The following is a 25,159-nucleotide window of genomic DNA, read 5'->3' as shown; positions in this document are numbered from 1 at the left end:
ATTATTTTGTAAAATTCGAATTAATTACCTAAACAATTATCTGCAACTGTCCGATTATATATGGGAGTCATCATAAGGAGGGGAATCATATGAAAAAAAGTCACATGATTGCTGTCTCCTGTTTATTGGCAACCAGTCTAGTAACAGGCACAGCAGCAGCCCAGTCAGACAAATATAAAGAGTCTGGCAAAAACTCGGAAGCATCCGATAAGTACGAGAAGAAAGAGCAAGAGAAGCAGAAGGAAAAAGCCGAGAAAGAGGCAAAAAAGGCCAAGGAAGAGCAAGAGAAGCAAGCTGAAAAGGCTGAGAAAGAAGTAAAAAAAGCCAAAGAAGAGCAGGAAAAGCAAGCTGAAAAAGCGGCGAAAGAAGCAAAGAAAGCTCAGGAAGAGCAAGAAAAGCAAGCCGAAAAGGCTGCCAAAGAAGTGAAAAAAGCTCAGGAAGAGCAAGAAAAGCAAGCTGAAAAAGCCGCGAAGGAAGCGAATAAAGCGCAAGAAGAGTTAGACAAGCAAGCCGCCAAAAAAGCGAAGGAAGAAGAGAAAGCTGCTAAAAAAGCGTCCTTGAAGTCCGATACATACGGCAATTATAAAAAATACGAAGGTCTGCTGAAAGCAATCGAGCTTGTGCAGGACAAGCCTGCCGGATCAGCGGTTGCTGAAATGCTCAAAGCCAAATACGAAATGCTCCTCTCGCTGGACCAGCAGAAACAGCTTGGAGACGTCACTGAGAAGGATGCTGCACTGTGGGCGGCTGCCGGAATCCTGGAAAAGGACGGGAATCTGACAGATGCAGCATCAATCGGCAAGGAAGCTTTGCGTGCGAACTACAAGGACATTGCAGCCTACAAGAAGCTTGGGCTGTTGTATAAAAAGCTGGGCAAGCAAAACCTGGGACTGTATGTGAACGGCGAGGAGCTGGAAGCCGCCCCTATTTTGCACAATGGTCGAACGCTCGTGCCGTTCCGTTCCATTTCTGAGGCTTTGAAGGCCGAGGTTAACTGGAATCCGGCAGATAAATCCGTTACCGTCACCCGTGGCGGTGTTGTCGTGAAGCTCATCATTGACAACAAGATCGCTTACGTTAACGGAAAAGAAAAAGTGCTCGATATTCCTGCTACACTGATCGACGGAACAACAGTGGTGCCAAGCCGTTTTGTAAGCGAGGCGTTGAATGCTGACGTTCAGTGGGAACCGGAAACAGGTACAGTGATCATCATCGACAAGGAAGCCATGGAAAATACAGAAGCTTCGGCCACGACGGAAGCAAACGCAGACACGCAATAAAATCCGTTTCTTCCGTCTATCCATGAACAGAGAGAACCACCGATCAGCTCGGTGGTTTGCGAGTAGTCCGTTGTTAGCTTGCCATCCACCAGCCACTCTGTTTTACGTGCATCGTATATGATCGGAGTGTCTGTTTGCTCTCTTTTCGTTAAAATATCAAACGTGATGAGGTAGGAGTGAAGTGATTCGTTTGACGCTGCTGTAACTTTTATTGGCTGCTCGGGATTGATAAACAGAATGGTTCCTGGCTTTACCTGATATGTATAGAGGCCGATCGTCACTTCAGCCTTGCCATGTGCGACTACAAACAAGCCCTACGAAGAGAGCCACTGCTGATACTCATTGCAACCTGGCATATCTCCAACATGTATTTCTTCTGCGTAATTCAATCGATAAAAGTCCTGCACTGCGTCTATCACCTCTACTGACTGATTTCTCGCTGTTCTAGCACTACAAAACAATTGCAAACATACGTTCCGTGTATTAAAATAAACTTGTGGGTAATATTGGTATATGAAACTGCTAACATACCCTAAATCAGAGTGACCAAGGAGGATTTACTCATGTCATTGCGCCTGACCCCTTATGTTGTGCTGGATGGAGAAACGAAAGAAGCGATTGCATTCTACGAAAAAGCATTGGATGCCAAAGTCGTTTTTGTTCAAACCTTCGCTGACATGCCTGCAAACCCTGATTTCCCTCTTCCAGACGAAGCAAAAGGCCGTGTGGCACACGCTTCGTTAAAAGTAGGCGATTCCGACTTGATGTTCTCTGATTCATTCCCTGGTCAATCGATTCCAAAAGGTGATCATGTAACCATCTGTATCGTATCTGATGATGTTGAGAAATCCAAACGAATTTTTGATGCCTTGCAAGATGGCGGTCAAGTACTTATGCCGTTGCAAGAAACTCATTTTAGCCCTGCATATGGTAATCTGAAGGACAAGTTCGGCATCACGTTCCAAATTTTCACAGAGGGCAACCAGTAATTTCAAATCAACGGCTCTGATCGCCTCTATCGTATCAGAGTCGTTTTTTAACGCCTAGAAGGAGGATTCAGAAAAGATGAATATTCCTGAATCGTGTATCAAAGCATTTCCCGCTTATGAAGACGTTTTTGCCGATGATCTCGAAAACTGCAAAAAGCACTTCCTGCCCATATGCTCCATCAACTTGCAGTGTGTATTTCCCGAGCAGGATGAATGGTTACATATCGTATCCGTAAAGGAGATTTATGAAGGCTGTGTAGGTGAAGACACACAGGAGTACCATACCACCTACACCAAAGAGGATATGCTGGGCTTTGATGTCAGCAATGGAAAATATACATTCGAGGCAGATTGGAACTACTTCCTCTTGAATCAACAAGAACAAAAGGAAGCAGAGTATGCACAATTAAAAGCAGCAGAAGACAAGCAATATTTACGGCTTAAAAGAGAGCTTGGTCAATTAAGCGAACTTGCGCAAGCCTATATTCAAAACGAAAATGACTATAACAGTCGCAAGCAGTTTTACGAACTCACGAAAGGCATTTATCCCTTTTCCAGCATTGGAGATACCTTTGACTCTGTTGATGGCCTAATCGCAGACATCGAAAAGAAGCGAACAGATGGTTGGGGTTTTTCGTATCCCGAGATCAATGGCATTCTGGACGATGTTGCGTTTCAGTCCGATGAGACCCGGGATTTCATGGAGAAATACGACGTATCCATCGAGGAGATGCGCAAGTTTGAAAACACCAACCTCATACATCGTCCTCTCAAGGAAAACGGAGAAGTATTTACTTACATAGGTTCTCTGACAGGATACTTATTCCAGGCATATGGCGCAGGCTCTGTCCATTTATTTTACGATCAGGAGCTAAAGAAAGCCGTCATTTGTTTTGAGTACACCTAAAATCATAACAGGTTCGGGATTTACGCGATTTTTATACAGTACCACAAGGGCAGGTGCCATCGGACCCGCCCTTTTTACGTGTACAGGCGTAGCAATTCCTTGACCTTTTCTTTGGCAAAATCTCGTAGCTGAGCCGGCTCAATTACCTCGATCTGTCCGAGCCAATCGACAATATCCTGGCAGGCTCTTTCGTAACTGTACAGGTTGATCGTTAGTAAAAAGAACTCCTCCACCTGCTGGGATTTCATTACGTCCAGCTTGTCCATTAGCGCCCGCTTCGTCACAGGAAGCTTGATCGTGACAGGATACAGTTCCTTCGCCTGGCACTCTTGCTTGAAGAGCTGCCCTTGTTCATTCCAATGCCTTTCTAGTGAAAAAGTCTCCGGAATCGTATATGCTTCCTCCACCTGCTCCACTGTCATGATTCTCTCACACTTAAACGTTCGTAGTTCCCCTATGTCCTCACAAAAAGCTACGAGATACCAGTCTGCTTTTTTCACGACAAGTCCATACGGTTGCACAAGGCGTGTGGAACGATCACCACCTACCTTTTGATAACTAATACGCAGCTTCCACGAACGCCATACAGCTGCTCGCAATGTTTCAAAGCACGGCATGCTCGCACGCTCTGACCACCAGGGCGTATCATCAAAATAAAAGCGTGTTTTTGCTTTCTCGATATCGGAAAGATATACATCTGGCATCGTTTTTTCCAGTTTTAACAGTGCATTTTTTAGCTTCAATCCGGTCTCTGTCTGCCCTCCTGCATATATGCCCATTCCGGTCAGATAGAGATGAATCACTTCCTCGCCATGCAGCTGCTTCAGATTGACCGTGTATCCCTCCATCAGCTTAATGCCTCCATTTGGGCCTGATCTGGATACAATCGGAATTCCTGCTTCAGCCAGTACATCCACATCTCGATAAATGGAACGGACAGAAGTTTCCAAAGCATCTGCGAGATCCTTTGCTTTCATCTGCCCTCTTGACTCGATCAGAAGTAAAATCGCGATCAAACGATGTAACCTCATCTCACACCTCCGATTCCTCTCTACTGCTCCTCCTTATCTTTCTATTCCTGACAATCAGTTGTCAACAATTGTACGCTACGATAGGGAAAAAAGGAGTTGATAGGAATGAATATCGGTATTTTAGGAACAGGATTCGGCTCATATCATGCGCAGCTATTCAAAAAGATGAAAAAAATCGATCGGGTCGTAGTCTTTGGCCGAAACCAAGAGAAGCTGCACGAGCTGAAAGAAAAAGTAGGAGTCGAAACAACCAACCAGATTGATACCATCATGTCGGACCCGGAAATTGACCTGATCGATATTTGCTTGCCATCTACGCTCCATAGACAATACGCAGTAGAAGCACTGGAGAGAGGCAAGAACGTTTTTTGCGAAACTCCGGTATGCTTATCTCTAGAGGATGCTGAAGTGATGATCCAAGCACAAGAACGCTTTTCCAAAACGATTTTGGTCAATCAGTTTATCAAGTTCGATCCAGCCTACGCCTATCTCCACACCGTAAACCAACAGCAAAAATACGGTCGACTCCTCTCCCTTTCCCTGAAAAGAGAAACGGCTCCCCTGTGGGGCAATCTAGGTCTGGACTCGATTACACTGAACCTCATGATTCATGAACTGGATTTTGTCACCTGGATAATGGGGACTACGAACAACCTAGACGTGTGGGGGCAGGAAACCGCGGACAAGCAGCAAGCACTCGTTAAAGCAGCATTTGACTATTCACATGCCTATGCTGAAGTCATCGCTTCCTCTCAAATGCCACGTTCCTATCCGTTTACCATTGGTTATGAAGCCTACTTTGAACGGGCAAAGCTCGTCTATCACGAAAGCGACGAAAATGGGGAAACTCATGCCTACTTGCATGCATACACACAGTCAGGAAGAGAAGAGATTGCACTTATGGCTGCCGACCCGTACCAAAAGAGTCTGGAGCATGCGATCTGGTGTATCCAAAACGATCAAGAATCGATGCTCTCCCTGCAAAATGCAGTTTTGTCATTGAAAACAGCACTTGAGCTGAAAACACGCCTGCAAATAAAACGGTAGGAAGCGATAAAGCCGTACATAAAAAAAGAGACAGTGTCGGCTGTCTCTTTTTTTATGTAGATACTTGCTATGTGCCTGCATCTATTTAATGACCTCACCCGTTTTTGCATCCTGTGACCATGGCTGCTTGGCACTCCTTGGAATCTGGTACACCAGGATGGGGTCTGACTCGGAATCTGGTGCCCAATAAACAAGCTCGAGCGGGACAGTTTTCACGAAATGTGTGGAAATTTCTTGCTCAGATAATGCATCTGTTTTATGAGGAAGCGCAAATTCCTGTGCAAATTCTCCCGTCATGCTGATAACCTTCCCGCTGGCAAGCTCGACCGTCACCCTATAAGGTACGTCGATAACCGGAATGCCTTGGATAAGCGGAACAAAAGTGAACCGGGTCTCCCCTCCGTTATGACGAGCTTCTTCCACGGATACTTCATGAATTTGCGAAGGAAGATAATTTTTCAATTGATTCAGTGCCACTTCCTGTGCCTGATCAGTAGTGAGTCTGTCCCTATTTTGTTTTTCCGCCGCCCCTCTCCACTCATACCCTGTAAAAATACCATCTTCATCTGTAAACAGTTGGATCGAGCCTCCCTCTCCGGGCGACCATGTAAAGGAGAAGCCTTTCTTTTCAGCTCTCATAAACCCATTTCCTGAAACAGTAAATCCGAACTCGTTTGCAAGCAGCTGAGCCCCCTGCTCCCCATCCTTGATGGTTACTTGCTTCCCTTTACCTGTGGCTGCGAGCACGACTTTTTCTCCCTGTTTGCTTCTTACTTGTTTGCCCGACTTTGCATCGATAAAAGTATAAGGATCAGACATGTATTGAAGCTTGCGGGATGCGTTTGCTACATAGACGAGTCGCAAAGTAGCAGCCAGCTCTTTGGCAGCGACGTTTTCTTCGATCCGATCAGCTGCTGGTGCTTGTGCATTCTTCGTAGCGTCTTGCTCTTGGCCTGGGTAGAAAAGCATGCTCATCTCACCATTTTCCTCATCTACTTTCACTAGCAAGCTGCTTTCCTGTTGAGGAATACCCGCGATCACTTTGCGAAATGCTATTTGTCCATCGTCAGGTCTTGAATGGACGATATCCACCTCATACTGTGTACTTTTTTCTCCCAGCTTTTCGCGTAAAAAACGCACGGCCTGCTCTTCTACTCTTGTCTTATTCCTGGCAATTGAGTTCTCCCTGCCACTGCTTCCGCTCATCACTGCTGTTGTGCTGCTTGGTTTATCCAGTGTCGCTTGATTTCGGGACTGATTCGGCTGCTGTCGAATATTGGGGACAGATGGCTGGTTGGTATGCTGCTTTTCTCCTTTTGGCAATGGCACAGCTTCCTTATCAACTTCATCCTGCCCAGCCGGGAGTGCAGACTGCGGTAATGTCTCGACTTGCTCTCCTTGAGACGGAGATTGCCCCCATTGTGAGTCATTAGGGGTCTGAGTAGATGACCCAAGGCTAATCCACACCCCGACAAGCATAGCTATCGTAAACGTACTTGCCACACTAACCGTACGTACAGCTTTTTGCGTCCATAATACACGTCTTGTCTGACGTAAAAGCTTCTCCTTCCCGATCTGCTTCCATTCCTGTCGAGGTGGGGGAACTTCCTGCTTAATTTGCCGCAGCATCTGGATGATGTGCTCTTCATCTGGCCAACCCATTTGCAATCCCCCCTTCCTCCGATTCTCCCAAAATTTTTTGCAAAGCTTTTAACCCCCGATGACAATCCACTCTCACCTTTGTCTCCGATATCGCCAATACTTCCGCTGTTTCTTTTACGCTGTACTCCTTGATGTATCGTAAAATGACAATGATGCGCAGGTGCGGCTTTAATTTTTGCAAAGCAGTCTTTATCCTCTGCCTCTCTTCCTTTGTCTCGAATTCACTCTCCGGCAGGCCCTCTTTTGATTTCATGAGAGAAAGCCAGCTGTCCGAGAACAGTCTTTGCCATTTTTGCTTGCGATAATGGTCGATCGCGATGTACTTGGCGATCGAAAACAGCCACGTTTTCATGGTCACCCGTCCGTCATACTGTGGCAGTACTCGTAATAGTCTGGAAAAAACCTCGTGAACCATATCCTCGGCATCATCCTGACTACCAGTGAAATAAAGCAAGAAGTAGTAAATATCATCATAATAAGCTTCGTAAATGGCACCAATCCGTTCGCATAAATCCTCAGACAACGTTTCCCCTCCCCTCCCGTCTCATAATTACAAGCATCTATGGGTCGATCCCAAGGTGATAGAATTCGCCAGTCATCGCATCGATCTCTTCACTTGGATCCCCTGGCAATATATAGACAAGCTCAGCTGCATTTTTCGCTTCGTTCATGGAGTAATAAAGCTTGAGAGGGTATTTTTGGAGAAATTTCTTTGTCGCTTCTTCTGGTGTAATAGCCTTCTTTGTATCCGGAAACGGCAGCTTCTTTTTGTTTCCGCCTCCCCAATCAAGCAAAGTGACTTTTCCTGTAGCAGCATCTACATGTGCCTGCTTGATTGAATCATCAATCACATACCCCTGGTAGAGCTGCGAAAAATCAAATTCGTATGAATCGTAGTAATCGACATAGCGATAGGCTGTCAATGTCATTCCCTTATCGGTAAGCGGCAAGAATTCAGATAGGCCCTCTATCGCATGTTGCAACGCTTGCTCCATGCTCAGTGCTTTTTTGGCTTTGCTTTTCTTCTTCGTATCCAATACCTGATAGCTTGTGACTTTTCCCGTTTGCTCCTCGAAAAACAAGCTCCCCAGCACTTCATCTTCTGTCATCCAAACATAGTTCGTCAGTCCATTGTCTGGATTTTTCGTTTGTTGAAACGCAGAACGCCCCTTGGTAAAATCGTATCCGGACTGACGGCCGAGAAATGCAGCAGCCTCTTCCTTTGACTTGACGATTACCTCTTTTGCTTGCGGTTGGAATTGGATGAGGCGGTGAAGTGTTGGCTCGACTTTGTCCTTTCCGGTAGCCGCTAGAATTTCCCCTGAGAAAGCCGGTTGATAGAGCAGCCTGTATTTTTTCCCGTCCGTACTAAGAGCGATATAGGGCTTCATATAAGAAACCAGCATTTGCTCGATTTTTTCTTTGGGCAGAGCTTGCTTCGGATCAGCAAAATGAATTTGGCTGACATCCTGCTCTTCGTCAATGGACTCTGTATGTCCATCTCCTTTTGCCAAATTTTTAATCTGTCCCTCGCTATCCACAGAGATACCCAGCGTGTCATTTCGAAATGGAATTCCATTTACTATTTTCCGAAACAGGAAGGACGAGTTGCGCTTGGGCGTATCCGGATCGAATTGGTAGCCACCCATATCTTCACCGAACCACTTCTTCATGAAAGTGATTGCTACCTCCTTTGCCTTTTCATACGGATAGGTAGAAGTAAACCCGGTTCCTGTCAGCAGCATAAACCGCTTGATCTCACCTGTCTTTGCATCGGCAAAGAGTGTCACATATGGAAATTCCTGATCTGTACCCTTACGCTTGTTCACGATAATAAGAGATCTATTTTTGAATAGCACGAATTCGCTGCGTGGATATTCCTTCATGTAAGGAACAAGCTCACTGAGTCTTTCGATTGATTGTTCGATCTTTCGAACCGTTTGCGCATCAACAGCCCCTGTTTCATTCCTCTGTTCTTGTGCAGACGCTTCCTTTCCCGACACAACAGAAAAAGTTGCGGATGCTGCCAGACAAGTTGCCAAAAGCACATACATACTTTTTGTTCTTTTTTTCATTTTCTCTCTCCCTCCATTCAAATGCTTATGGTGCTCATAACCTGTGTCGATTTGGTTCTGCCTATTATTCGAACGAAACCCTTTTTTGTTTCAATTTGGAAAAAATCTTCAAAAAAAAACATCATCCCCCTGTCTCAGGAAATGATGAATTCGTAGATGTCGGACACTCATATATTAGCGTGCATGCCTCGAAATTTCGCGAACCAGCTGCATATCTGGAATCGTATAGTCACGTGGCAAGGAAGCGAGGATTGCCTTCCACACTTCCGGTTGCTTCGCTTTTTTGGCATATCGTTTATAAACACTCACAAAAGGCTTTGCTTGTGAAACAGATCGCTTTGCTTTCGGAGCAGTGTAGCTTTCAGTTTGCTGGTTGGCTCCTGCTTCCAATGTTTGCTGGTAAAGCTCCAGCGTCCGTCTAACCATCAGCTCGATCGGCCATTGTTCTCTCCCCCAGCGTTGTGCTTTTCCAGACAGTCGATTAGCCAGATCATGATCGTCCATGATCTGCTTGATGTTTCGATAGAGAGGTCCACTCGCTGCGACTGGCGACAGCAGTCCTGTTTCCATATGAGTAACGACCTCTGGCATACCGCCTGCATTCGTTACTGCGATAGGCAAGCCCGCGAGCTGCGCTTCCATCACTGCAAATCCGAGTGTTTCCAAAAAGCTCGGCAATACAAACATGTCTGCTTGCTTGAGGATACTCGGTACATTCTCCTGCGCGCCGACGAACATAACTTGCTGCTGCAATTGCAAGCGATTCCTTTGTTCTATCAATTTTTTTCGCATATATCCGTCACCGACCAGCCAGCAAACCCAATCTTTTCGTTCCTTGGCCAGTTTCGCCAAAGCTTTGAGCAGAAGCTCATGTCCCTTTTCTCGAGCAAGACGCGCAACACAGACGATATGAAATAACCCGTCGCGTCGCTCCAGCGGTGGCGGCTGCTTCATCCGCTGCTTAAAAAGCTCAATATCAATGCCATGGGGAATCACATGGATACGCTCTTTAGTCGGATGATAATCATCGACCAGCGTCGATTTCAACCAGTTGGATGGGACAATGAGACGATCAGCTGCTTTTACCGCGAGAGATTCCTCGGCGGCTACATACTTCCACTTGAACGTACGCGGAGCACGCTCCTGTAAAACAAAGGTCTCTCTTGTATTCGAGCAATGAAACGTACTGATTAACGGGATATGCTTGGGCTTCACCCTGCTAATGGCTCGTGTCGATTCTGAATCATGGGTATGGATCAGATCATATTGCTCCAGACCGAAATAAGCTGCAGCCAATTCAAAATTATAACGAAACGTCTCCTTGGAGAGTAACCATGATTTAGGCTCGTTCCAATGCTTCTCGTAATAATTGTGAACAACTTTTTTCACCATGTCCGAAATGGTTGCGATCCTTACAGATTGATCGGAATCAAGCAAATAATAATTTTTTTCATTCTGATCAGCAGCAAGAATCGAAACAGAATGCCCTTTTTTCTCCAGGGATCGCTTCAATTCCTCCACATATGTCCAAATTCCTCCAACATGGGGGAGGCTATAGCAGTATGCAATTAGAACCTTCATGGACTCTCCTCCCCATTGCTCTTCATTTCACCTTTTTTAAAGCCTCATATTTGATTTCTTTTCTATAAGCTTTTGCGATCCATTTTTGACTTCGATAAAACTTCAGCATCTCTCGCTTCTTTTTTAACAGCTTGGATGGCAGTTTTTCTTTGCCTTTTTTAAATACGTACAAATTTTTCTTCACCAGAGAGTGCATGATCTTGGACAAGGCAATATGCTGGGTGTGACCATACTCCCCTTTTTTATTGTGGGTAACGATTTTTTTATACTTGTTTGATTTCAGCGCTTTTTTCAGCTTTTTCTTTAATGCCTTTTTCTTAAAGGTCCCTTTCCATTTATCTTTAAAGCTCCAGATTTTATATTGGGCTCCGGCAAATTTCATTGCCCGAATGAATTCTTCTTTTCTTTTGGGATTATCACCGTTGGTCACACAAATAACTGTCCATCCCGGCTTTTTTAACAGTTGTGCTCCACCAAAGATGCTTTCATCATCAGGGTGAGCAACAACCATTAATTTGTTGTATTTCATGCCTCCACCCCCGAATTCATTACCACGTCTTGCCATATTATGCCGCTGTTCTCTAAGCGGTATAGATAGGTACCTACATAACCAATTTGGCAACAAAAAAGAGTCAATCTCCCCAAAAGGAAATCGACTCTCTTCTTATCTCGGTTGCTTATAGTTTGCAGGAGCCATCTGAGCAATTGTCATTTTCGCCAGCTGTCTCTTTCTTTTCATCCGTTTGCACAAATTGCAGGGTAGGAGCAGCGCTTTCTTCCTCCCAAACTTTGTTTAATACGTTGAAAAAGACTTCGCCGGGCTGTGCGCCAGATACGGCATATTTTTCATTAAAAACAAAGAATGGAACGGCGTTGATACCCAAAGCAGCAGCTTTTTGCTTGTCTGCCTGCACGTTCTCGCTGTAGTCGTCTCCCGCCAGCATGGCGAGTGTCTTTTCCTGATCCAGGCCGATCTCAGCTGCAAGCCTCGCCAGTACCTGATGATCGCCCAAATGCAATGATTCGGTAAAATAAGCCTTCAACAAGCGCTCGATCATTTCTTTCATTTTACCATGCGCGTTGGCATAATGGGCGAGTCGATGGGCATCCGCTGTATTGGTATGGATCATGGTGTCAAAATGATATTCCAGCCTGACTTCTTTTGCCTGCTGGGCTACCTGGGCGGTCATGTCTTTAGCCTTCTCGACAGGCATGCCGTACTTGGCTGCCAAAACATCGTAGATCGTCTCATCCGTATCCCGTTTAGCGTGTGGGTCCAGCTCGAAGCTGCGGAAAATCGTCTCTACCTTTTCTTTATGCGGAAATTGGCTCAGCGCTGCTTCAAAACGTCTTTTCCCAATATAACAAAACGGGCAGGCAAAATCAGACCAGATTTCTACTTTCATACGTTCTTCTCCTCCTATACAATGGCCACCTATACCCACAAGATGCCCGGAAACTGTAATCTCTACCAGTACATTATACAACAACTCCCCCACCAGCCTTGCACTTTGGAAAGGGAGTTATGCTTTACCGGGATCACCGTGTCATCCGAATGATGCGATCACAGATTGTCTCAGCGTCTTCTTTATCATGCGTGACCAATATAGAGGTAATCGTGGCTGCCCTGAGCAGCTGCTTTAAGTCTTCGCGGATTTTTTTCTTTAGCTCTGCATCCAGATTGCTGAAGGGCTCATCCATCAAAAGAATCGCTGGACGCGGTGCCAGAGCACGAGCAAATGCAACACGCTGCTGTTGTCCACCACTTAATTCATGCGGATAACGCTTGCTATACTCACTCATTTGCACGAGCTCCAGCATCTCCTCAAGGCGCAGCCCACGCTCTTTTTTAGATATTCCATGTAGTCCGAACAAAATATTTTGCGCTACGGTTAAATGTGGAAATAACGCATAGTCTTGAAAAATCATGCCGACACCACGCTGCTCTGGCTCCACAAAATGCCGCTCATCCACCAGCGTGCGCCCACCAATCAGGATGCGTCCAGCCTTTGGCTCCTCCAGACCTGCAATCAGTCGGAGCAAGGTACTTTTTCCACAGCCACTCTGTCCTAATATCCCTATGATCTCGCCCTGCTGGATTCGCAGTGAAAACTCATGTATGACATTACGATTCCCTGTCCCATATCCAAACGAGATTTCATCCATTTGAAAGTAAGTCATTTTGTTTGTTTCTCTCCTAACCAATGATAGAAAAAAACAGAGACGATCCCAACCGCAATAATACAGAGAGAGGGAATCGAGGCCTGATGAATTTGTTCATCGCTGGCATACTGGTACGCTTTGGTCGCCAATGTCTCGAAGTTGTATGGTCGCAGCAGAAGTGTAAGCGGCAGTTCCTTGATAATCTCCATGAATACTAGAACAAAGCCGGTGAATACCGCCCCTTTTATCAAAGGAAAATCGACTTTAAAAAAAGTACGTGTCATACCCAGCCCGAGTAATCGAGAGGCTTCGGTATAGCGATTACCAATCTTTTCAAAGCCCGCTTCCACAGCGTTATAGCCGACGGCCAGAAAGCGGATGATGTATGCAAAAATCAGCATGAAGAGCGACATGCTGAGCACCAGCTTGCCTCCGCCAAAGCCAAGCCATTCATATACCCCACTTAGCTTTTGATCGACAGAAATGACGACAGCGAGCACGCCAATGGACAAGACGGCTCCAGGAATCGAATAGCCCATGGAAATAAATCTGGTGAGCATGAGAGAAAAGGTAGAACCCCGAGCCGAGCGAATGACGTTGGCTACAATAACCGCCAGCAGCATCAGAATAAAAATGGAGACAAGGGAGACAGAGAGTGTATTGAAAAGGAGTTCTGTAAAGCCAGAATTCCATACGTCTTCATACGTCCATGTCGCCCAGACGAGCAATTGCGTAACGGGAATGAAAAAAGACAAGGAAACAACCAGCAGTCCAAAAGCCATTGCCGCCCATTTCCAGACTCCCTTTAGCTTGCGCCGTTTAAGCGGGTTTTGCTTATTTGTTGGCGAGCTGAATTTTTTACGTTTGCGAAGCAGTCTTTCTATGACGAACAATCCGATGATAAAGCTCATCAGCCAGGCCGCCAGACGAATCGCTGAATCCACGTCATACATCCCGAACCACGTCTTGAAAATTGCCGTCGTAAATGACGAAATCCCAAAATGCTTCGTAACCCCAAAATCGTTGAGCACTTCAAAAGCGACGAGACTCGCCCCTCCGACAATCGCACCTTGTGAGAGTGGCAAAACAATCACGAAAAAGGTATGGAACGAATTCTTCCCGAGCAATCTCGCATTTTCAATAAAAGCAGCACTCTGTTTCTCTAAAAAGGCTTTGGTGATGAGATACACGTATGGAAACAGAAACAGGGTAAAAATGAAAATAGCACCCTTCATCGACATGATGTCAAAGTAGCGCTGATCAGGGGTCCAGCCCAATGTGTTGCGCAGGAAGGTCTGAATACTTCCTGTATAGCTGAGCATGGAGCCATACGTATAGGCAGCAATATAAGGCGGAATCGCCAGCGGTAAGACAAAAGCCCAGTCAAAAAAGCGGCGCAGCGGAAACTCATATGCTGCTACTAACCAAGCCAAAGTCACGCCGACGATGATTGTACAGGCACCTGTTCCAAGTACAAGCCACAGCGATTCCAGAGCGTAATCCACCAGCATGTATTCTTGGATATGCTGCCAGTTTTCATTTTCTTTTTGAAAAAGTCCGAACAAAATATAAAGAGACGGAAGAAGGGCCAAAAAGGCCCCGATTACGCTCAGTGTTACCCACCCATTCATGTTCCGTCTCAGATTTCGCAAAAGCGCTGATCCGATCATGCTTATTTCCAGCCTACTTTATTCAGCAGCTCAACCGCCTTTTTGTTATGCTCGCCCAGCTTTGCAAAATCGAGCTGCTGTGTCTTGAACTCTCCCCACTCTGTTAGCAATGCTGGCTTGTCTGCCTCTTTATTCACAGGGAATTCAAAGCTGCCTTGTGTCAGCAAGGTTTGTCCTTCTTTGCCCGTGATAAATTCGATCAGCTTGATTGCATTTTCTTTATGCTTGGCATGCTTTGCGAGACCGATGCCACTAATATTGAGATGAGTGCCCGTTGTATTTTGGTTCGGGAAAAAGACCCCGATGTTCTCAGCGACCTTCACTTCTTCTGCGTCTTTGGAATGCAGCATTTGTCCAACATAGTACGTGTTCATGATGGCAACGTCGCCTGCCTTGGCAGCAATTGCTTTTGCCTGATCACGATCTCCGCCCTCCGGCTTGCGCGCAAAGTTGTTCACCAGACCTTTTGCCCACGCTTCTGCTTCCTGTTCTCCGTTCAGCTCAATAAAAGAAGCAACCAGTGACTGGTTATACAAATTGGAGGAGGAACGCACCAGCACTTTTCCTTTCCATTTATCATTAGCCAAATCTTCGTATGTAGACAATTGTTCTGGCTTCACGCGATCCTTGGCATACACGATAACACGTGCACGCGTCGCCATCCCGATCCATTCGTTATCTTTATCCCGCAGCTCTTGCGGTACGTGTTTGTCTACTTCAGCAGATTGAATCGGTTGAAGTACGCCATTTTGCTTTGCGTAGTTCAATACACCACCGTCTACAGTAATAAACAAATCTGCCTCGGAGCTCTCACCTTCCCGCTTGAGGCGTTCTACCAGCTCCTCCGCTGTTCCTTTCACTTCATTTACCTTGATACCTGTTTGTTTCGTAAATTCACCAAACAGCTTGCTATCTACATCGTAATGTCTTGCGGTAAATACATTGACGACTTGCTCGCCGTCTTTTTTAGCCGGCTCTGTTGCCTTTGCTCCTGCTGAATTGGTTTCTGCTTGTGGCTGCGCCGTGCTTGTATTGTTAGTGCCTGCTTGATTTGCCCCGCAACCAGCCATGAATGGCAAGGTCATCATGGTGAATAGCATGAGCCCAAGCATGTATTTTTTTCTCATTTCGCCTATCTCTCCATTCTCGTACATTTTTAATAATGAAAATCATTGTCAATTAGTTCGACGTTGACTATTGTATCTGACGAAAATGAGAAAACGCTGTGAAAATCAAAAAAACTTTTCCTCCTTGAGCATTTTTGATTCTTGTTCGAGCGGCAGTACAAACGAAACCGTCGTCCCTTTGCCTTTGCTGCTATGAATCATAATGGTTCCACCGTATTTTTCTACAAGGCGCTTGGCAATGGAAAGGCCTAGTCCATGCCCACTCTGTTCACGGCTTCTCGACTTGTCGACACGATAAAGTCGGTCCATCACATAAGGCAAATCCTGTTCAGGGATGCCTACACCACGGTCACTGACTGAAATCCGGGCTGACTCTTCCGAAACAACTGCGCTGATCTCCACCCGTTTGCTCTCACCCGAATACTTCACGGCATTATCTAGCAGTATGAGCAAAATCTGCTCCAAATGCTCCTCGGAGACTATCAGACTCCTCCCCTCCAGTGCATCTACGTCCAGTGCGAGCTGAAAGGCTGGATGCAGCAAGGCAATATTGCTTACCATCTGGCCTATTACTCGATCCGGGTCGGACAAACTGGCATCATGCTCCTGTCTTTCCTGCTCGGCGCGGGCCAAGACCAGCATTTCCTGAACCAGCCCCTTGAGACGGGTTAGCTCCTGAATAGACGCCTGCAGGGACTCCTCCAAAACTGCCGGATCGTTTTTTCCCCACCTTCGTAGCAATGATAAATGTCCTTCGATGATCGCGAGCGGTGTTCGCAGCTCATGTGAGGCATCCTCGACGAACTGACTTTGCTGTTTAAAGGACCGCTCTACTTGATCCATCATTTTATTAAACATTTTCATCAAACTGGAGATTTCATCCTGGTTGTCAAAAAACTGGACGCGCTCCTGAAGCCCTTTTTGCTTAATATTTCGGATCGTCTCATTCATCGCTTGGAGCGGCTTGAGCAGCTGTCGAGCCAGCAATCGGCCACCCAATCCACTGATGACTACTGCGGCCAAACAGCCAATTGCCATGACCTGAAACAATGCGTCACTGAGCTGTTCGTATGACTGCATATTTTTGATGATTTCAACTGTACCTGTAAATTGAAAGATTGTAATCGGGCCGCTCACCATCACGAGATTCCCGTTTGCGTACTCGGTGACTGCGTGATCATAGTGGGTGACAGGTACTGATTGTAGCCTTTCATTTTGGTAATCGTCATAAACGACCAATAATGGATAACCATCTTCATCCAAAATGCGTATGAGCTGGTCTTTCTGATTGATTCTCTCCAGAAAACCACGAATGTCGGCTAGCTCCGTCTCTTTGAACGAAAGCTCTTTTTCTAACGAATAGTTGACGATATCCCGCATCGTCTGTTGAATCATCTGCTCTTCCTGCCTCATCATCCACTTTTCGATAAAAAAGTATTGAAATGTGTTGTAGGCGACAAACACAAGAAACAAAAGCACGGCAGACCAGATCGTCAACCGCCACTTGATTGGAATCTGAGCTAGTGAAATCACTTTTCTTTTCATTTTCGCATCACATAGCCAATGCCGCGGACCGTTTGAATGTAGCTAGGCTCTTTTGGCGTATCGATTTTATTGCGCAAATAACGCACGTACACATCGACTACATTGGTCTCAACAGCCGCCTCGAAGCCCCACACATTGTCCAGCAACATATCTCTCGCCAATACACGGTTCATATTTTTCATGAAGGTGATTAGCAGATCATACTCTCTCTTGGTCAAATCGATCACCTGATCGCCTTTTTTCACCAGTCTGGCATCCAAATTTACCTGCAGCTCTTTATACACGAGCACTGATCGTTGGATGACCTCCTGTTCTTCCTGTCTGCGAAATACAACTCTCATTCGCGCCAATAGCTCCTCAATCGCAAATGGTTTAGGAATATAATCGTCGGCACCACTATCCAGTCCGGATACGCGATCGGTGATACTGTCTCTGGCGGTCAGCATAATGATCGGTGTCTTTTTCACAGTTCTTATTTTTTGGCATACTTCCAAGCCATCTACACCAGGGAGCATCAAGTCTAATAAGATGACATCCCACTCTTCTTTTAGCGCAAGCTCCAATCCTACTCTTCCATCATAGGCGACCGTGATGTGAAAAGCCTCATGACGCAGCTCCAGCTCAATAAAGCGAGCCATATTTTTCTCATCTTCAATCAGCAGAATTTTTTTCATTCTTGTCCCGCCTTTTGTTTACTCCTCTTCCGAGTCCATCTGATTGTATTTGATAATCATTTTCACCGTCAATTGGATTGCACGAAAAAAGGGACCGACATCGGCCCCTCTCCTTTTACTGCGCGATATATTTGATCACTGCCATTTCCTGCCCGAACTTATGTCCTTCATCACTAAATCCTACGCTGGCATATAATTGATGCGCTCCCCGGTTCTCGGGATGGTAACCGACGACGATTTTCCTCGCATCAGGCAGCTCAGCCATTTTCGCAAGCAGCAATTGGGTAGCTGCTTTGCCGATGCCTTTGCCCTGGTATTTTTTATCCACCATGATTCGGTAGATCCAGTACCCGTCCAGCTCTTCTTTTCTTGTATTGTACATGCAAAAGCCAACCTGCTGTCCGTCTGCGATGATCGACAACGCCTGTAAGGTCGGCTCGAATTTTGTCTGTGCAATGGATACCGCATTGGACACCATGTATGACTTCTGTTCTTCCGATACTTCTAGTAAGCAGCAAGCATACCAATTTTCTGCATCTACTTCTACGAGTTCTACCTGAACTGTCCTCATTTTCTTTCCCCTTTCAGCTGTGCGGGGAAACGCTGCTCGTTTTACCTGGCCGTTATCCCCATGTCGTTATTCAGCAAAACATTCATCTCATTTGTCATAATGAACGCCTCCTTTAGCAAAAAACTAACTATAATATACCATTTTTTCACCCACAGAAATAACAAATAGGTAGGTCAGGAACCCACCGCCCACTCTGCACATAAGATGGCAATTAGTACGATCCTAAACACGAGGTGGAGTGTGTCATGTACGGATATCAACCATACGGATACGACTATGACTTCTATCCCCAAACCGTATCCTCTCAACATGCACAGGAGCCGACTCAGTCATATGCCGAAATCCACGGTGGTCCTCTCGCTCCAAATCTGTACGGATATGTCGTCTTTACCGACGTGCCGTACGGGACGGATGTGTTTGTTGAAGTTGGCGGTCTTCCCGCATTTCAGCCTGCGTCCGGCGACCAACCACAGATTGGACCGTTTGGCTTTCATGTGCACGATAAAGGGGTTTGCACCGTAGGAAATCCAGATAATCCTTTTCTTGCAGCAGAAGGGCACTGGAATCCAACCCATCAGCCACATGGCAATCACGCCGGAGATTTTCCAGTGCTTTTTTCCAATGATGGGTATGCCCGCATGAATTTTTTCACCAACAAATTCAGAGCAGCAGATGTCATCGGAAAATCAGTCATTATTCATCAAAGCCCGGATGATTTTCACACACAACCCGCTGGCAATAGCGGGAAGCGGCTCGCGTGTGGTCTTATCCAAGCCGGATGAGACAATCAACCAAAGCAGCGGCAGCTACGGACGTGAACCTGCGCCCGAGACTGCCGCTGCTTCTCTTTTACATGGTACTAGTCCAGTTACAGCTCAATCACCTTTGTTGCGATGTTTTTGCAAAACTCGCTGTCATGCTCCACAAAGACGATGGTTGGCGCGTGCTCAAGCAGTAATTCCTCGATTTGCATGCGCGAAATGACATCAATAAAATTAAGCGGTTCATCCCAAATATGCAAATGGACCTTCTCACAAAGGCTTTTGGCAATCAGCACTTTTTTCTTTTGCCCACCGCTGTAGGCAGAAATATCTTTTTCAAATTGCACTCTGGAAAAATCGAGCTTACGTAAAATCGCTTTAAACAGACTCTCATCAATTCCGTTTGCTCTCGCGAAGTCCGTCAAATTCCCCTTCAAATGCGAGGTATCCTGGGAGACGTAGGAAATTTTCAGCTGACTTCCTTTTCGAAACGTACCCGTATATTCGAGCTCCTCCCCACAAATGAGCTTGATGATGCTTGATTTACCAGAGCCATTTTTACCGGAAAGAGCGATTCGCTCCCCCTGCTGGATCGAAAAGCTGACATCTGAGCAAACCTTTTTCTCTCCATAATAAATCGACACATGATCAAGCTCAGCCAACTGATTTTTATGATAAGCAAGCTGTGAAATCTTGAGACTTTCCTGGTTTTCAATGTTTTTCAGGAGCTTCGACTTTTCCTCCGCCGCGGAATGCTGTCTCTGCTCGATGGATTTGGAGCGTTTCATCATTTTGGCTGCCTTGTGACCAACATATCCTTTGTCCACCTTGGAGCCTGAGTTTAGTGTGCCGTTTTTCGTTTTTTCTACTTCGTGTGACCAGTTGCTCGTTCGTTTGGATGCATCAGATAGGCGTTTGATATCTTTTCGCAGTTTATCGTTCTCAGCGAGCTCAAGATTATCCTGTCTCTGTTTATTTTCCCACCAATCGGAGAAGTTCCCCCGTTGAATTTCGATATTGGTTTTATTGATGGAAAGGATGTGGTCGACGCAGTTATCCAGAAAGGACCTGTCGTGGGACACCAGAATAAAACCGCTTTTCATTTTGAGATAGTCACTGACCAGTTTCCGTGCATGCATATCCAGATGATTCGTCGGTTCATCAATGAGCAAGAAGCTGTTTTCCTTTAGAAACAACGTGGCCAGTAGCACTTTGGTTTGCTCCCCGTTGGACAAGGTGTCAAAGGGGCGGTAGAGAGCATCCTCAGAAACCTTGAGCAAGGAAAGCTCGCGCATAAGCTCCCAGTGAACGTAATCAGGATGAATGTCGCTGATGACATCCAAAGTATTGTTCTCCTTGTTTGCAACAGGGAAAGGAAAGTATTCAAATTGAACATGGGCAGAAATCGTACCACTGTATTCATACTTGCCCAGTAGCAGATTTAAGAAAGTCGTCTTCCCTCTGCCGTTTCTCCCCGTAAACCCGAGCTTCCAGTCTGTATCGATTTGAAAGCTCACATTTTCAAAAATGTTATCGAAGCTGCCCTCGTAGGCAAACGTCAGGTTGGTAACATTGATTAATGACATAAAGGTATCCCCCTGTAAAAAAATAGAAAAGCTACAAGAAAGTTACTTTCTTGTAGCTCAAATAAATACAGCAAATCCAACCCACTACTGGCGTTAGATAAGGATATATTGAGTGAAAGATAAAGTAACCCTCTTGCATATAAGAAATAAAACAGGCGAAACGTATCGCTTTTGTTGTTTTATTTTATAAGCAAGAAAAAATTACATTATCCCATTCAGCTCCATTCATTAAATTACATCCATATTATCATACCCATTTTCTAATTTCTACAATAATATTCAGGACAATCCAGAACTCTATGTTTCACCCTTTTAATAAGTGGGTATATAGACCTAAGCGACATTGATCGTTCTACCGAAAAAAAGGTAGCCACTTATTTAAAAAGGAGATAAGCAGCATGAATTCTTTCACAAAAGTGTTTGGCGTACTTATGGCCTGTTTGCTTTTGTTCTCGACATTTGGCCTCAGTCGTGCAGACGCATTCTGCTACGGAACACGCAATTATTTGCCACCATTATTCGGTGAGGTTGATTACGACGAGTACGATGGACTATCTGCTTATATCGAGGTAGAGCCAGCATTTACCGAGTTTATGTATCTGATTGCCACTGATTCACGTGGAAATGAAAGAGCGCGTATCCGCATTACTTCTATGGATGAATCAGAAATGTTTATGGCTCCTGTTACCGACAGGGAAGGACAAGAAATAGAAGTAAAAGTAAAATCCGGGTGGATCCATGTACCGCAAAAAAGCTTAAAGCTGTCACCTGGAGATTATGATTTCTATTTGGAGGTCAGTAACTTCGATTCTCGCCCGGAGACAGCATCTGGAAGCAAAATAACAGGTATCGCAACAGATACGCAGTGCGGTCGTGCTACTCTGCAATCAGACGCGTACGAAATCACCATCGATGCGATTCCAAACTCCGATTTTCCAGGTTTCATTGACATCAAAGACGAGTACCTTTTGATTAACCTCAACCTCACAGCCGAGTATGCAAAAGGAAAGTTTTCGCTGCTCATTATCGATGAGAATGGCAAGGTCGTGAAGCGTAATGCTCTGGGAACAAAGAAGCAGCAATTTTCATCGCGCAGCATTTCACTTGAACCAGGTACTTACAAGGTACAACTGGAGATGATCCTGTCCGGTAAAACAACCTTGTCCAATGCCGTAACCTGGGTCATTCAAAGAGAATTCATCGACCTCGGCTTAGGAGTGGGACAGTCTTTCCCTGGCAAAATCACGATCACTCCTTCTGGTGCGATCACGATTACTCTACAGGGAAAACAAGATACTCTGAGTCAGTACGACTTTTACTTTATCGTGCGGAATGCAGATGGAAAAGATGTACGTCACCTGCTGATCGATCCCAAAAATCCATCTCTCGCAGCCAAAGAATTGAGCCTGCCTACAGGCCTTTATTCATTAACTCTCAAGATTTACGACCCGAGAAGTCAGCAAACCATCAACTCGGAATCCATCTACTACACCGCGAACCAGTCTGGTCAAATCATTGTGTTTATCGATGGACAGCTGCAAACCTACAACAAGCCGCCTGTCAAAATCAATTCCAGAGTGCTGGTGCCGATGCGCGCTGTATTTGAAGCATTCGGCGCAAAGGTAGACTGGGATGAAGCGACGGAAAGCGTCACGGCAACCACAAATGGTGATGTAATCAAGCTGACAATTGGCTCCAAGATCGCCTATAAAAATGGGCAACCGATTACGATGGACGTACCTGCCATCCTGTATAATAACCAAACGACAATGGTTCCCATTCGTTTTGTCAGTGAAGCGCTTGGTGCTACCGTCAGCTGGGACAACTATTCCAATTCGGTCATTATCAGCAGATAAAACTGCCTCCTGCTGATTGAAAAAAAAAGAAAGCGCGGACGTCCGCGCTTTTTTGCTTTTCTATTCCTGATTTATCCATTACCAACGCAATAGAGACAAATCCACTTGTGGAACGAGACCTTGCTCTCCGGCTCTGCCGAGTAAAGCTGTGATTGCCCCATAGCCATCCTCACCCAGATTGCTGGTAAATTCATTTACATACAGATCAATATGGGCCTTGGCAACCTCTAGGGACAGCTCCTGGGCGTGGCACATCACATACTCCTGCGATGCCTCTGGGTGGGCCCACGCATACTCGACAGAAGCACGCGTCCAGTCAGTCAAAGCCTGTAAATCCATGGAGCGACGTGCGATGATAGCCCCCAGTGGAATCGGCAGCCCTGTATCGCCTTCCCACCAGTTTCCGAGATCGGTCATGAGTGCCAGGCCGTAATTTTGATACGTAAACCGCGCCTCATGAATCACGAGTCCAGCATCGATTTTGCCATCGCGAACAGCCGGCATAATCTCATGGAAAGGCATAACGACAATTTCGCCTACCCCGCCTGGGACATTTTGGGCTGCCCACAGTCGAAACAATAAGTACGCAGTCGAACGCTCGCTGGGTACGGCCACTCGCTTTCCAGACAAACGGGCTGGATCATTCTGATCAAGCCCCGAGCCATTTCCTTGGGTCAAAACAAGGGGGCCGCAGCCTCTGCCCAAGGCACCGCCACACGGCAGGAGTGCATAGTCCTTCAAAACCCACGGCAGTGCTGCATAAGAGATTTTCATGACCTCTGGCCCCTCTGACTTTGTGGCCAGCGTGTTGGTAATATCGATGTCAGCGTACATAATGTCGAGCTTCGGTGCTCCCGGAATCAATCCGTGAGCCCAGGCATGAAAAACAAACGTGTCATTTGGACATGGCGAAAACGCAATTTTCATCTAGAGTACCTCCCGTAATCCTGCACTTGCTTGCTCCAAGGCTACCAGCGCGTCTTTGATACGCCACGCTGATTTATCTCGTGGGCCAATCGCATTGGATACTGTCCTGATTTCCAGAACTGGCACGCCGCGCTGCTGCGCAGCAATTGCTACCCCGTAGCCCTCCATCGCTTCTGCCGCTGCATCGGGCATACGCTTGGCCAGTGCAGCTGCCGTTTCAGCTGTCCCTGTGACAGTCGACAACGTAAGCACCTGCCCCATTTTGACGGGCAAGCCTTTGGACTGTATCGCTTCGGTCACTTTTGTCGCCAATTCTTTATCAATCGCAACACGAGATGAACCAAAGCCGAGCTGGTCGACGTCAGAAAAACCGTCTGCTGTCTCTGCGCCCAGATCCGCACAGATGATTTCGCTTGCCACCACTACTGAACCGACTCCAGCTTGTCCAATAAAGCCCCCGCAAATACCGGCGCAAATGACCAGATCGTACGAATTTGTTGCCAGCACAGCTGCCGTACTCGCTGCAGCAGACGCTGGTCCTACTCCCCCAACCAGGAGAGTAAATCTGTTATCGTCCTGCAGCCCACGCAAAACGGCATCACGCTCTGCTTCCACAGATGTGACCACAAGTATGCGAATTGGCTGTTGATCTACTTCCATATGTCCCACTCCCTTCTCTTTTTCTCCTTTTATCCTGTCATGCTTCCACCTCCAACGTTATCGCTACTTTCGCGCCATGTAAAGTTGTTTAGAGAGTTTGTCAAAAGATAGGAAAATAATTACAATAGAGCTTCGAAACTACTATTTCAATAGAGGTGACCAATGAACCCACCTTTGTCTAATCCCCAAAACCACCCTGACTGGATCGCGCCGCATTCGCTCCGCTGGTATGCGCAGCTGGCAAACCAGACAGGAGAATATGTATATCCGTGGCGCTCTACCATTGTCGAGCCAAATGGCGAGTCGCTTTTTACCCAAGAGGTCGCTCGCATGGTCAAAAACAAAAAAGTCCTCGACATCGGCTGCGGACATGGTGCCTTCGCTCTTCTTTGGGCTACAGAAGCCAGTGAGATTGTTGGACTCGATGCCACCGACAGCTTTGTGAAAACCGCCATGGAAGGGACGCATCCAAACGTTTCCTTTGTCATCAGCAACACCAAGGAGCGTCTCCCGTTTGCAAAAGGAGAATTTGATTGTGCCTATAACCGTAAAGGTCCAACCTCTGCATATCCCGATTGCAAACGAATTGTTAAAGCCGGTGGTCAAATACTTGGACTTCATCCCGGAGACTTGCTTTTTGCCGAATTATCCGAATGGTTTCCGCACTTATTTGAACCACCTTCGAGTGGAACCCCTGTTCTCGACAAGCTACAAGCCAAACTGTATGAAGCTTCCTTTTCCCACGTAGATATTGCATCGGTAACGAGTACAGAGTATATCCTCTCACCGCTTGATGTGATCAAGCTGCGCTGCTTTGGCCAGCTGCCATCCGTGACGGAGCAGACGATCGTGCAGCACTTGCATTCAGTTCAGCACATTTTTGATCAGCATGCGACAGGAAACGGCTTACCCGTTACTTTTGCCCACTATTTTGTTCGTGTGACTGTATAGCATTCCTTATAGGCAATAAGAGCAGCAACCGATTTTGTCTTCAAAACAGATCGGTTTTCTTTGTTTTTCTGATTTTTTAACTTATATGTAAAGAGT

The 25,159-nt window shown here is 46.1% G+C and carries 24 protein-coding genes; 7 read left to right on the top strand and 17 right to left on the bottom strand.

What is annotated here, in order from left to right; genetic code table 11:
- Positions 1–89: 89 nt before the first annotated feature.
- Positions 90–1,280, top strand: a complete 1,191-nt coding sequence (locus ADS79_RS02680; protein ID WP_049736859.1) for a copper amine oxidase N-terminal domain-containing protein — start codon at positions 90–92, stop codon at positions 1,278–1,280.
- Here ADS79_RS02680 and ADS79_RS34075 read toward each other — a convergent pair.
- Positions 1,178–1,591: an AraC family ligand binding domain-containing protein gene (locus ADS79_RS34075; protein WP_084765571.1), complete on the bottom strand. Its 414-nt coding sequence runs from the start codon at positions 1,589–1,591 to the stop codon at positions 1,178–1,180. The genes ADS79_RS02680 and ADS79_RS34075 overlap by 103 nt on opposite strands.
- 252 nt (positions 1,592–1,843) lie before the next feature.
- Here ADS79_RS34075 and ADS79_RS02675 point away from each other — a divergent pair, with 252 nt between their 5' ends.
- Both ADS79_RS02675 and ADS79_RS02670 read left to right on the top strand, forming a co-directional pair.
- On the top strand, positions 1,844–2,269 hold the full coding sequence (locus ADS79_RS02675; RefSeq protein WP_049736858.1) for a VOC family protein: 426 nt from the start codon (positions 1,844–1,846) through the stop codon (positions 2,267–2,269).
- Between the two features lie 76 nt (positions 2,270–2,345).
- Positions 2,346–3,176, top strand: a complete 831-nt coding sequence (locus ADS79_RS02670; protein WP_049736857.1) for a hypothetical protein — start codon at positions 2,346–2,348, stop codon at positions 3,174–3,176.
- Positions 3,177–3,250: 74 nt separating this feature from the next.
- Here the strand turns inward: ADS79_RS02670 and ADS79_RS02665 are convergent, their stop codons facing one another.
- Positions 3,251–4,207: a helix-turn-helix transcriptional regulator gene (locus ADS79_RS02665; protein ID WP_049736856.1), complete on the bottom strand. Its 957-nt coding sequence runs from the start codon at positions 4,205–4,207 to the stop codon at positions 3,251–3,253.
- A 105-nt stretch (positions 4,208–4,312) separates the two neighbouring features.
- On the opposite strand from ADS79_RS02665, the gene ADS79_RS02660 reads away from it, so the two are divergent.
- Entirely contained in the window at positions 4,313–5,254 is a 942-nt protein-coding gene (locus tag ADS79_RS02660; RefSeq protein ID WP_049736855.1) for a Gfo/Idh/MocA family protein, read from the top strand.
- An 81-nt stretch (positions 5,255–5,335) separates the two neighbouring features.
- Here the strand turns inward: ADS79_RS02660 and ADS79_RS02655 are convergent, their stop codons facing one another.
- From ADS79_RS02655 to ADS79_RS02600, 12 genes are all read right to left on the bottom strand, one after another.
- Positions 5,336–6,916, bottom strand: coding sequence for a YcdB/YcdC domain-containing protein (locus tag ADS79_RS02655; protein ID WP_049736854.1), 1,581 nt, complete (start codon positions 6,914–6,916; stop codon positions 5,336–5,338).
- Complete coding sequence (locus ADS79_RS02650) at positions 6,900–7,439, bottom strand: RNA polymerase sigma factor (RefSeq protein ID WP_049736853.1); 540 nt, start codon at positions 7,437–7,439, stop codon at positions 6,900–6,902. The genes ADS79_RS02655 and ADS79_RS02650 overlap by 17 nt, the downstream gene beginning before the upstream one ends.
- Before the next feature lie 37 nt (positions 7,440–7,476).
- On the bottom strand, positions 7,477–8,991 hold the full coding sequence (locus tag ADS79_RS02645) for a YcdB/YcdC domain-containing protein (protein WP_049736852.1): 1,515 nt from the start codon (positions 8,989–8,991) through the stop codon (positions 7,477–7,479).
- 174 nt (positions 8,992–9,165) lie between these two features.
- A complete protein-coding gene (locus tag ADS79_RS02640) occupies positions 9,166–10,572 on the bottom strand; it encodes a glycosyltransferase family 4 protein (protein ID WP_049736851.1) in 1,407 nt (468 codons plus the stop codon).
- A 22-nt stretch (positions 10,573–10,594) separates the two neighbouring features.
- Complete coding sequence (locus ADS79_RS02635) at positions 10,595–11,197, bottom strand: PIG-L family deacetylase (protein ID WP_141260878.1); 603 nt, start codon at positions 11,195–11,197, stop codon at positions 10,595–10,597.
- A 52-nt stretch (positions 11,198–11,249) separates the two neighbouring features.
- A complete protein-coding gene (locus tag ADS79_RS02630; protein WP_328134650.1) occupies positions 11,250–11,996 on the bottom strand; it encodes a DsbA family oxidoreductase in 747 nt (248 codons plus the stop codon).
- A gap of 115 nt (positions 11,997–12,111) precedes the next feature.
- Positions 12,112–12,753, bottom strand: coding sequence for an ABC transporter ATP-binding protein (locus ADS79_RS02625; RefSeq protein ID WP_049736848.1), 642 nt, complete (start codon positions 12,751–12,753; stop codon positions 12,112–12,114).
- A complete protein-coding gene (locus ADS79_RS02620) occupies positions 12,750–14,405 on the bottom strand; it encodes an ABC transporter permease (RefSeq protein ID WP_049736847.1) in 1,656 nt (551 codons plus the stop codon). Before ADS79_RS02620 ends, ADS79_RS02625 begins: the two co-directional genes overlap by 4 nt.
- Before the next feature lie 2 nt (positions 14,406–14,407).
- Complete coding sequence (locus ADS79_RS02615; RefSeq protein WP_049736846.1) at positions 14,408–15,532, bottom strand: Fe(3+) ABC transporter substrate-binding protein; 1,125 nt, start codon at positions 15,530–15,532, stop codon at positions 14,408–14,410.
- 105 nt (positions 15,533–15,637) lie between these two features.
- Positions 15,638–17,077, bottom strand: a complete 1,440-nt coding sequence (locus ADS79_RS02610; protein ID WP_049736845.1) for a HAMP domain-containing sensor histidine kinase — start codon at positions 17,075–17,077, stop codon at positions 15,638–15,640.
- Complete coding sequence (locus tag ADS79_RS02605; RefSeq protein WP_049736844.1) at positions 17,074–17,751, bottom strand: response regulator transcription factor; 678 nt, start codon at positions 17,749–17,751, stop codon at positions 17,074–17,076. The genes ADS79_RS02610 and ADS79_RS02605 overlap by 4 nt, the downstream gene beginning before the upstream one ends.
- A gap of 115 nt (positions 17,752–17,866) precedes the next feature.
- Positions 17,867–18,322, bottom strand: coding sequence for a GNAT family N-acetyltransferase (locus ADS79_RS02600; protein WP_049736843.1), 456 nt, complete (start codon positions 18,320–18,322; stop codon positions 17,867–17,869).
- 245 nt (positions 18,323–18,567) lie between these two features.
- Between ADS79_RS02600 and ADS79_RS02595 the strand changes: the two genes are divergently transcribed.
- The gene (locus ADS79_RS02595) at positions 18,568–19,104 is read left to right on the top strand and encodes a superoxide dismutase family protein (RefSeq protein ID WP_049736842.1); all 537 of its coding nucleotides are present in this window, start codon (positions 18,568–18,570) and stop codon (positions 19,102–19,104) included.
- A gap of 86 nt (positions 19,105–19,190) precedes the next feature.
- Here ADS79_RS02595 and ADS79_RS02590 read toward each other — a convergent pair whose 3' ends face one another.
- On the bottom strand, positions 19,191–20,669 hold the full coding sequence (locus ADS79_RS02590; RefSeq protein WP_049736841.1) for an Lsa family ABC-F type ribosomal protection protein: 1,479 nt from the start codon (positions 20,667–20,669) through the stop codon (positions 19,191–19,193).
- A gap of 398 nt (positions 20,670–21,067) precedes the next feature.
- Between ADS79_RS02590 and ADS79_RS02585 the strand changes: the two genes are divergently transcribed.
- A complete protein-coding gene (locus ADS79_RS02585; RefSeq protein ID WP_049736840.1) occupies positions 21,068–22,525 on the top strand; it encodes a copper amine oxidase N-terminal domain-containing protein in 1,458 nt (485 codons plus the stop codon).
- A gap of 78 nt (positions 22,526–22,603) precedes the next feature.
- Here ADS79_RS02585 and ADS79_RS02580 read toward each other — a convergent pair whose 3' ends face one another.
- Both ADS79_RS02580 and ADS79_RS02575 read right to left on the bottom strand, forming a co-directional pair.
- Complete coding sequence (locus tag ADS79_RS02580) at positions 22,604–23,452, bottom strand: 1,4-dihydroxy-6-naphtoate synthase (protein ID WP_049736839.1); 849 nt, start codon at positions 23,450–23,452, stop codon at positions 22,604–22,606.
- Positions 23,453–24,112, bottom strand: coding sequence for a futalosine hydrolase (locus ADS79_RS02575; RefSeq protein WP_049736838.1), 660 nt, complete (start codon positions 24,110–24,112; stop codon positions 23,453–23,455).
- Positions 24,113–24,274: 162 nt separating this feature from the next.
- Here ADS79_RS02575 and ADS79_RS02570 point away from each other — a divergent pair, with 162 nt between their 5' ends.
- On the top strand, positions 24,275–25,063 hold the full coding sequence (locus tag ADS79_RS02570; RefSeq protein WP_049736837.1) for a class I SAM-dependent methyltransferase: 789 nt from the start codon (positions 24,275–24,277) through the stop codon (positions 25,061–25,063).
- Positions 25,064–25,159 lie beyond the last annotated feature (96 nt).

Origin of the sequence: Brevibacillus reuszeri, assembly GCF_001187725.1 — a bacterium.
In the GTDB taxonomy this organism is placed as follows: domain Bacteria; phylum Bacillota; class Bacilli; order Brevibacillales; family Brevibacillaceae; genus Brevibacillus; species Brevibacillus reuszeri.
This window is presented reverse-complemented; position numbering and strand designations above follow the sequence as displayed.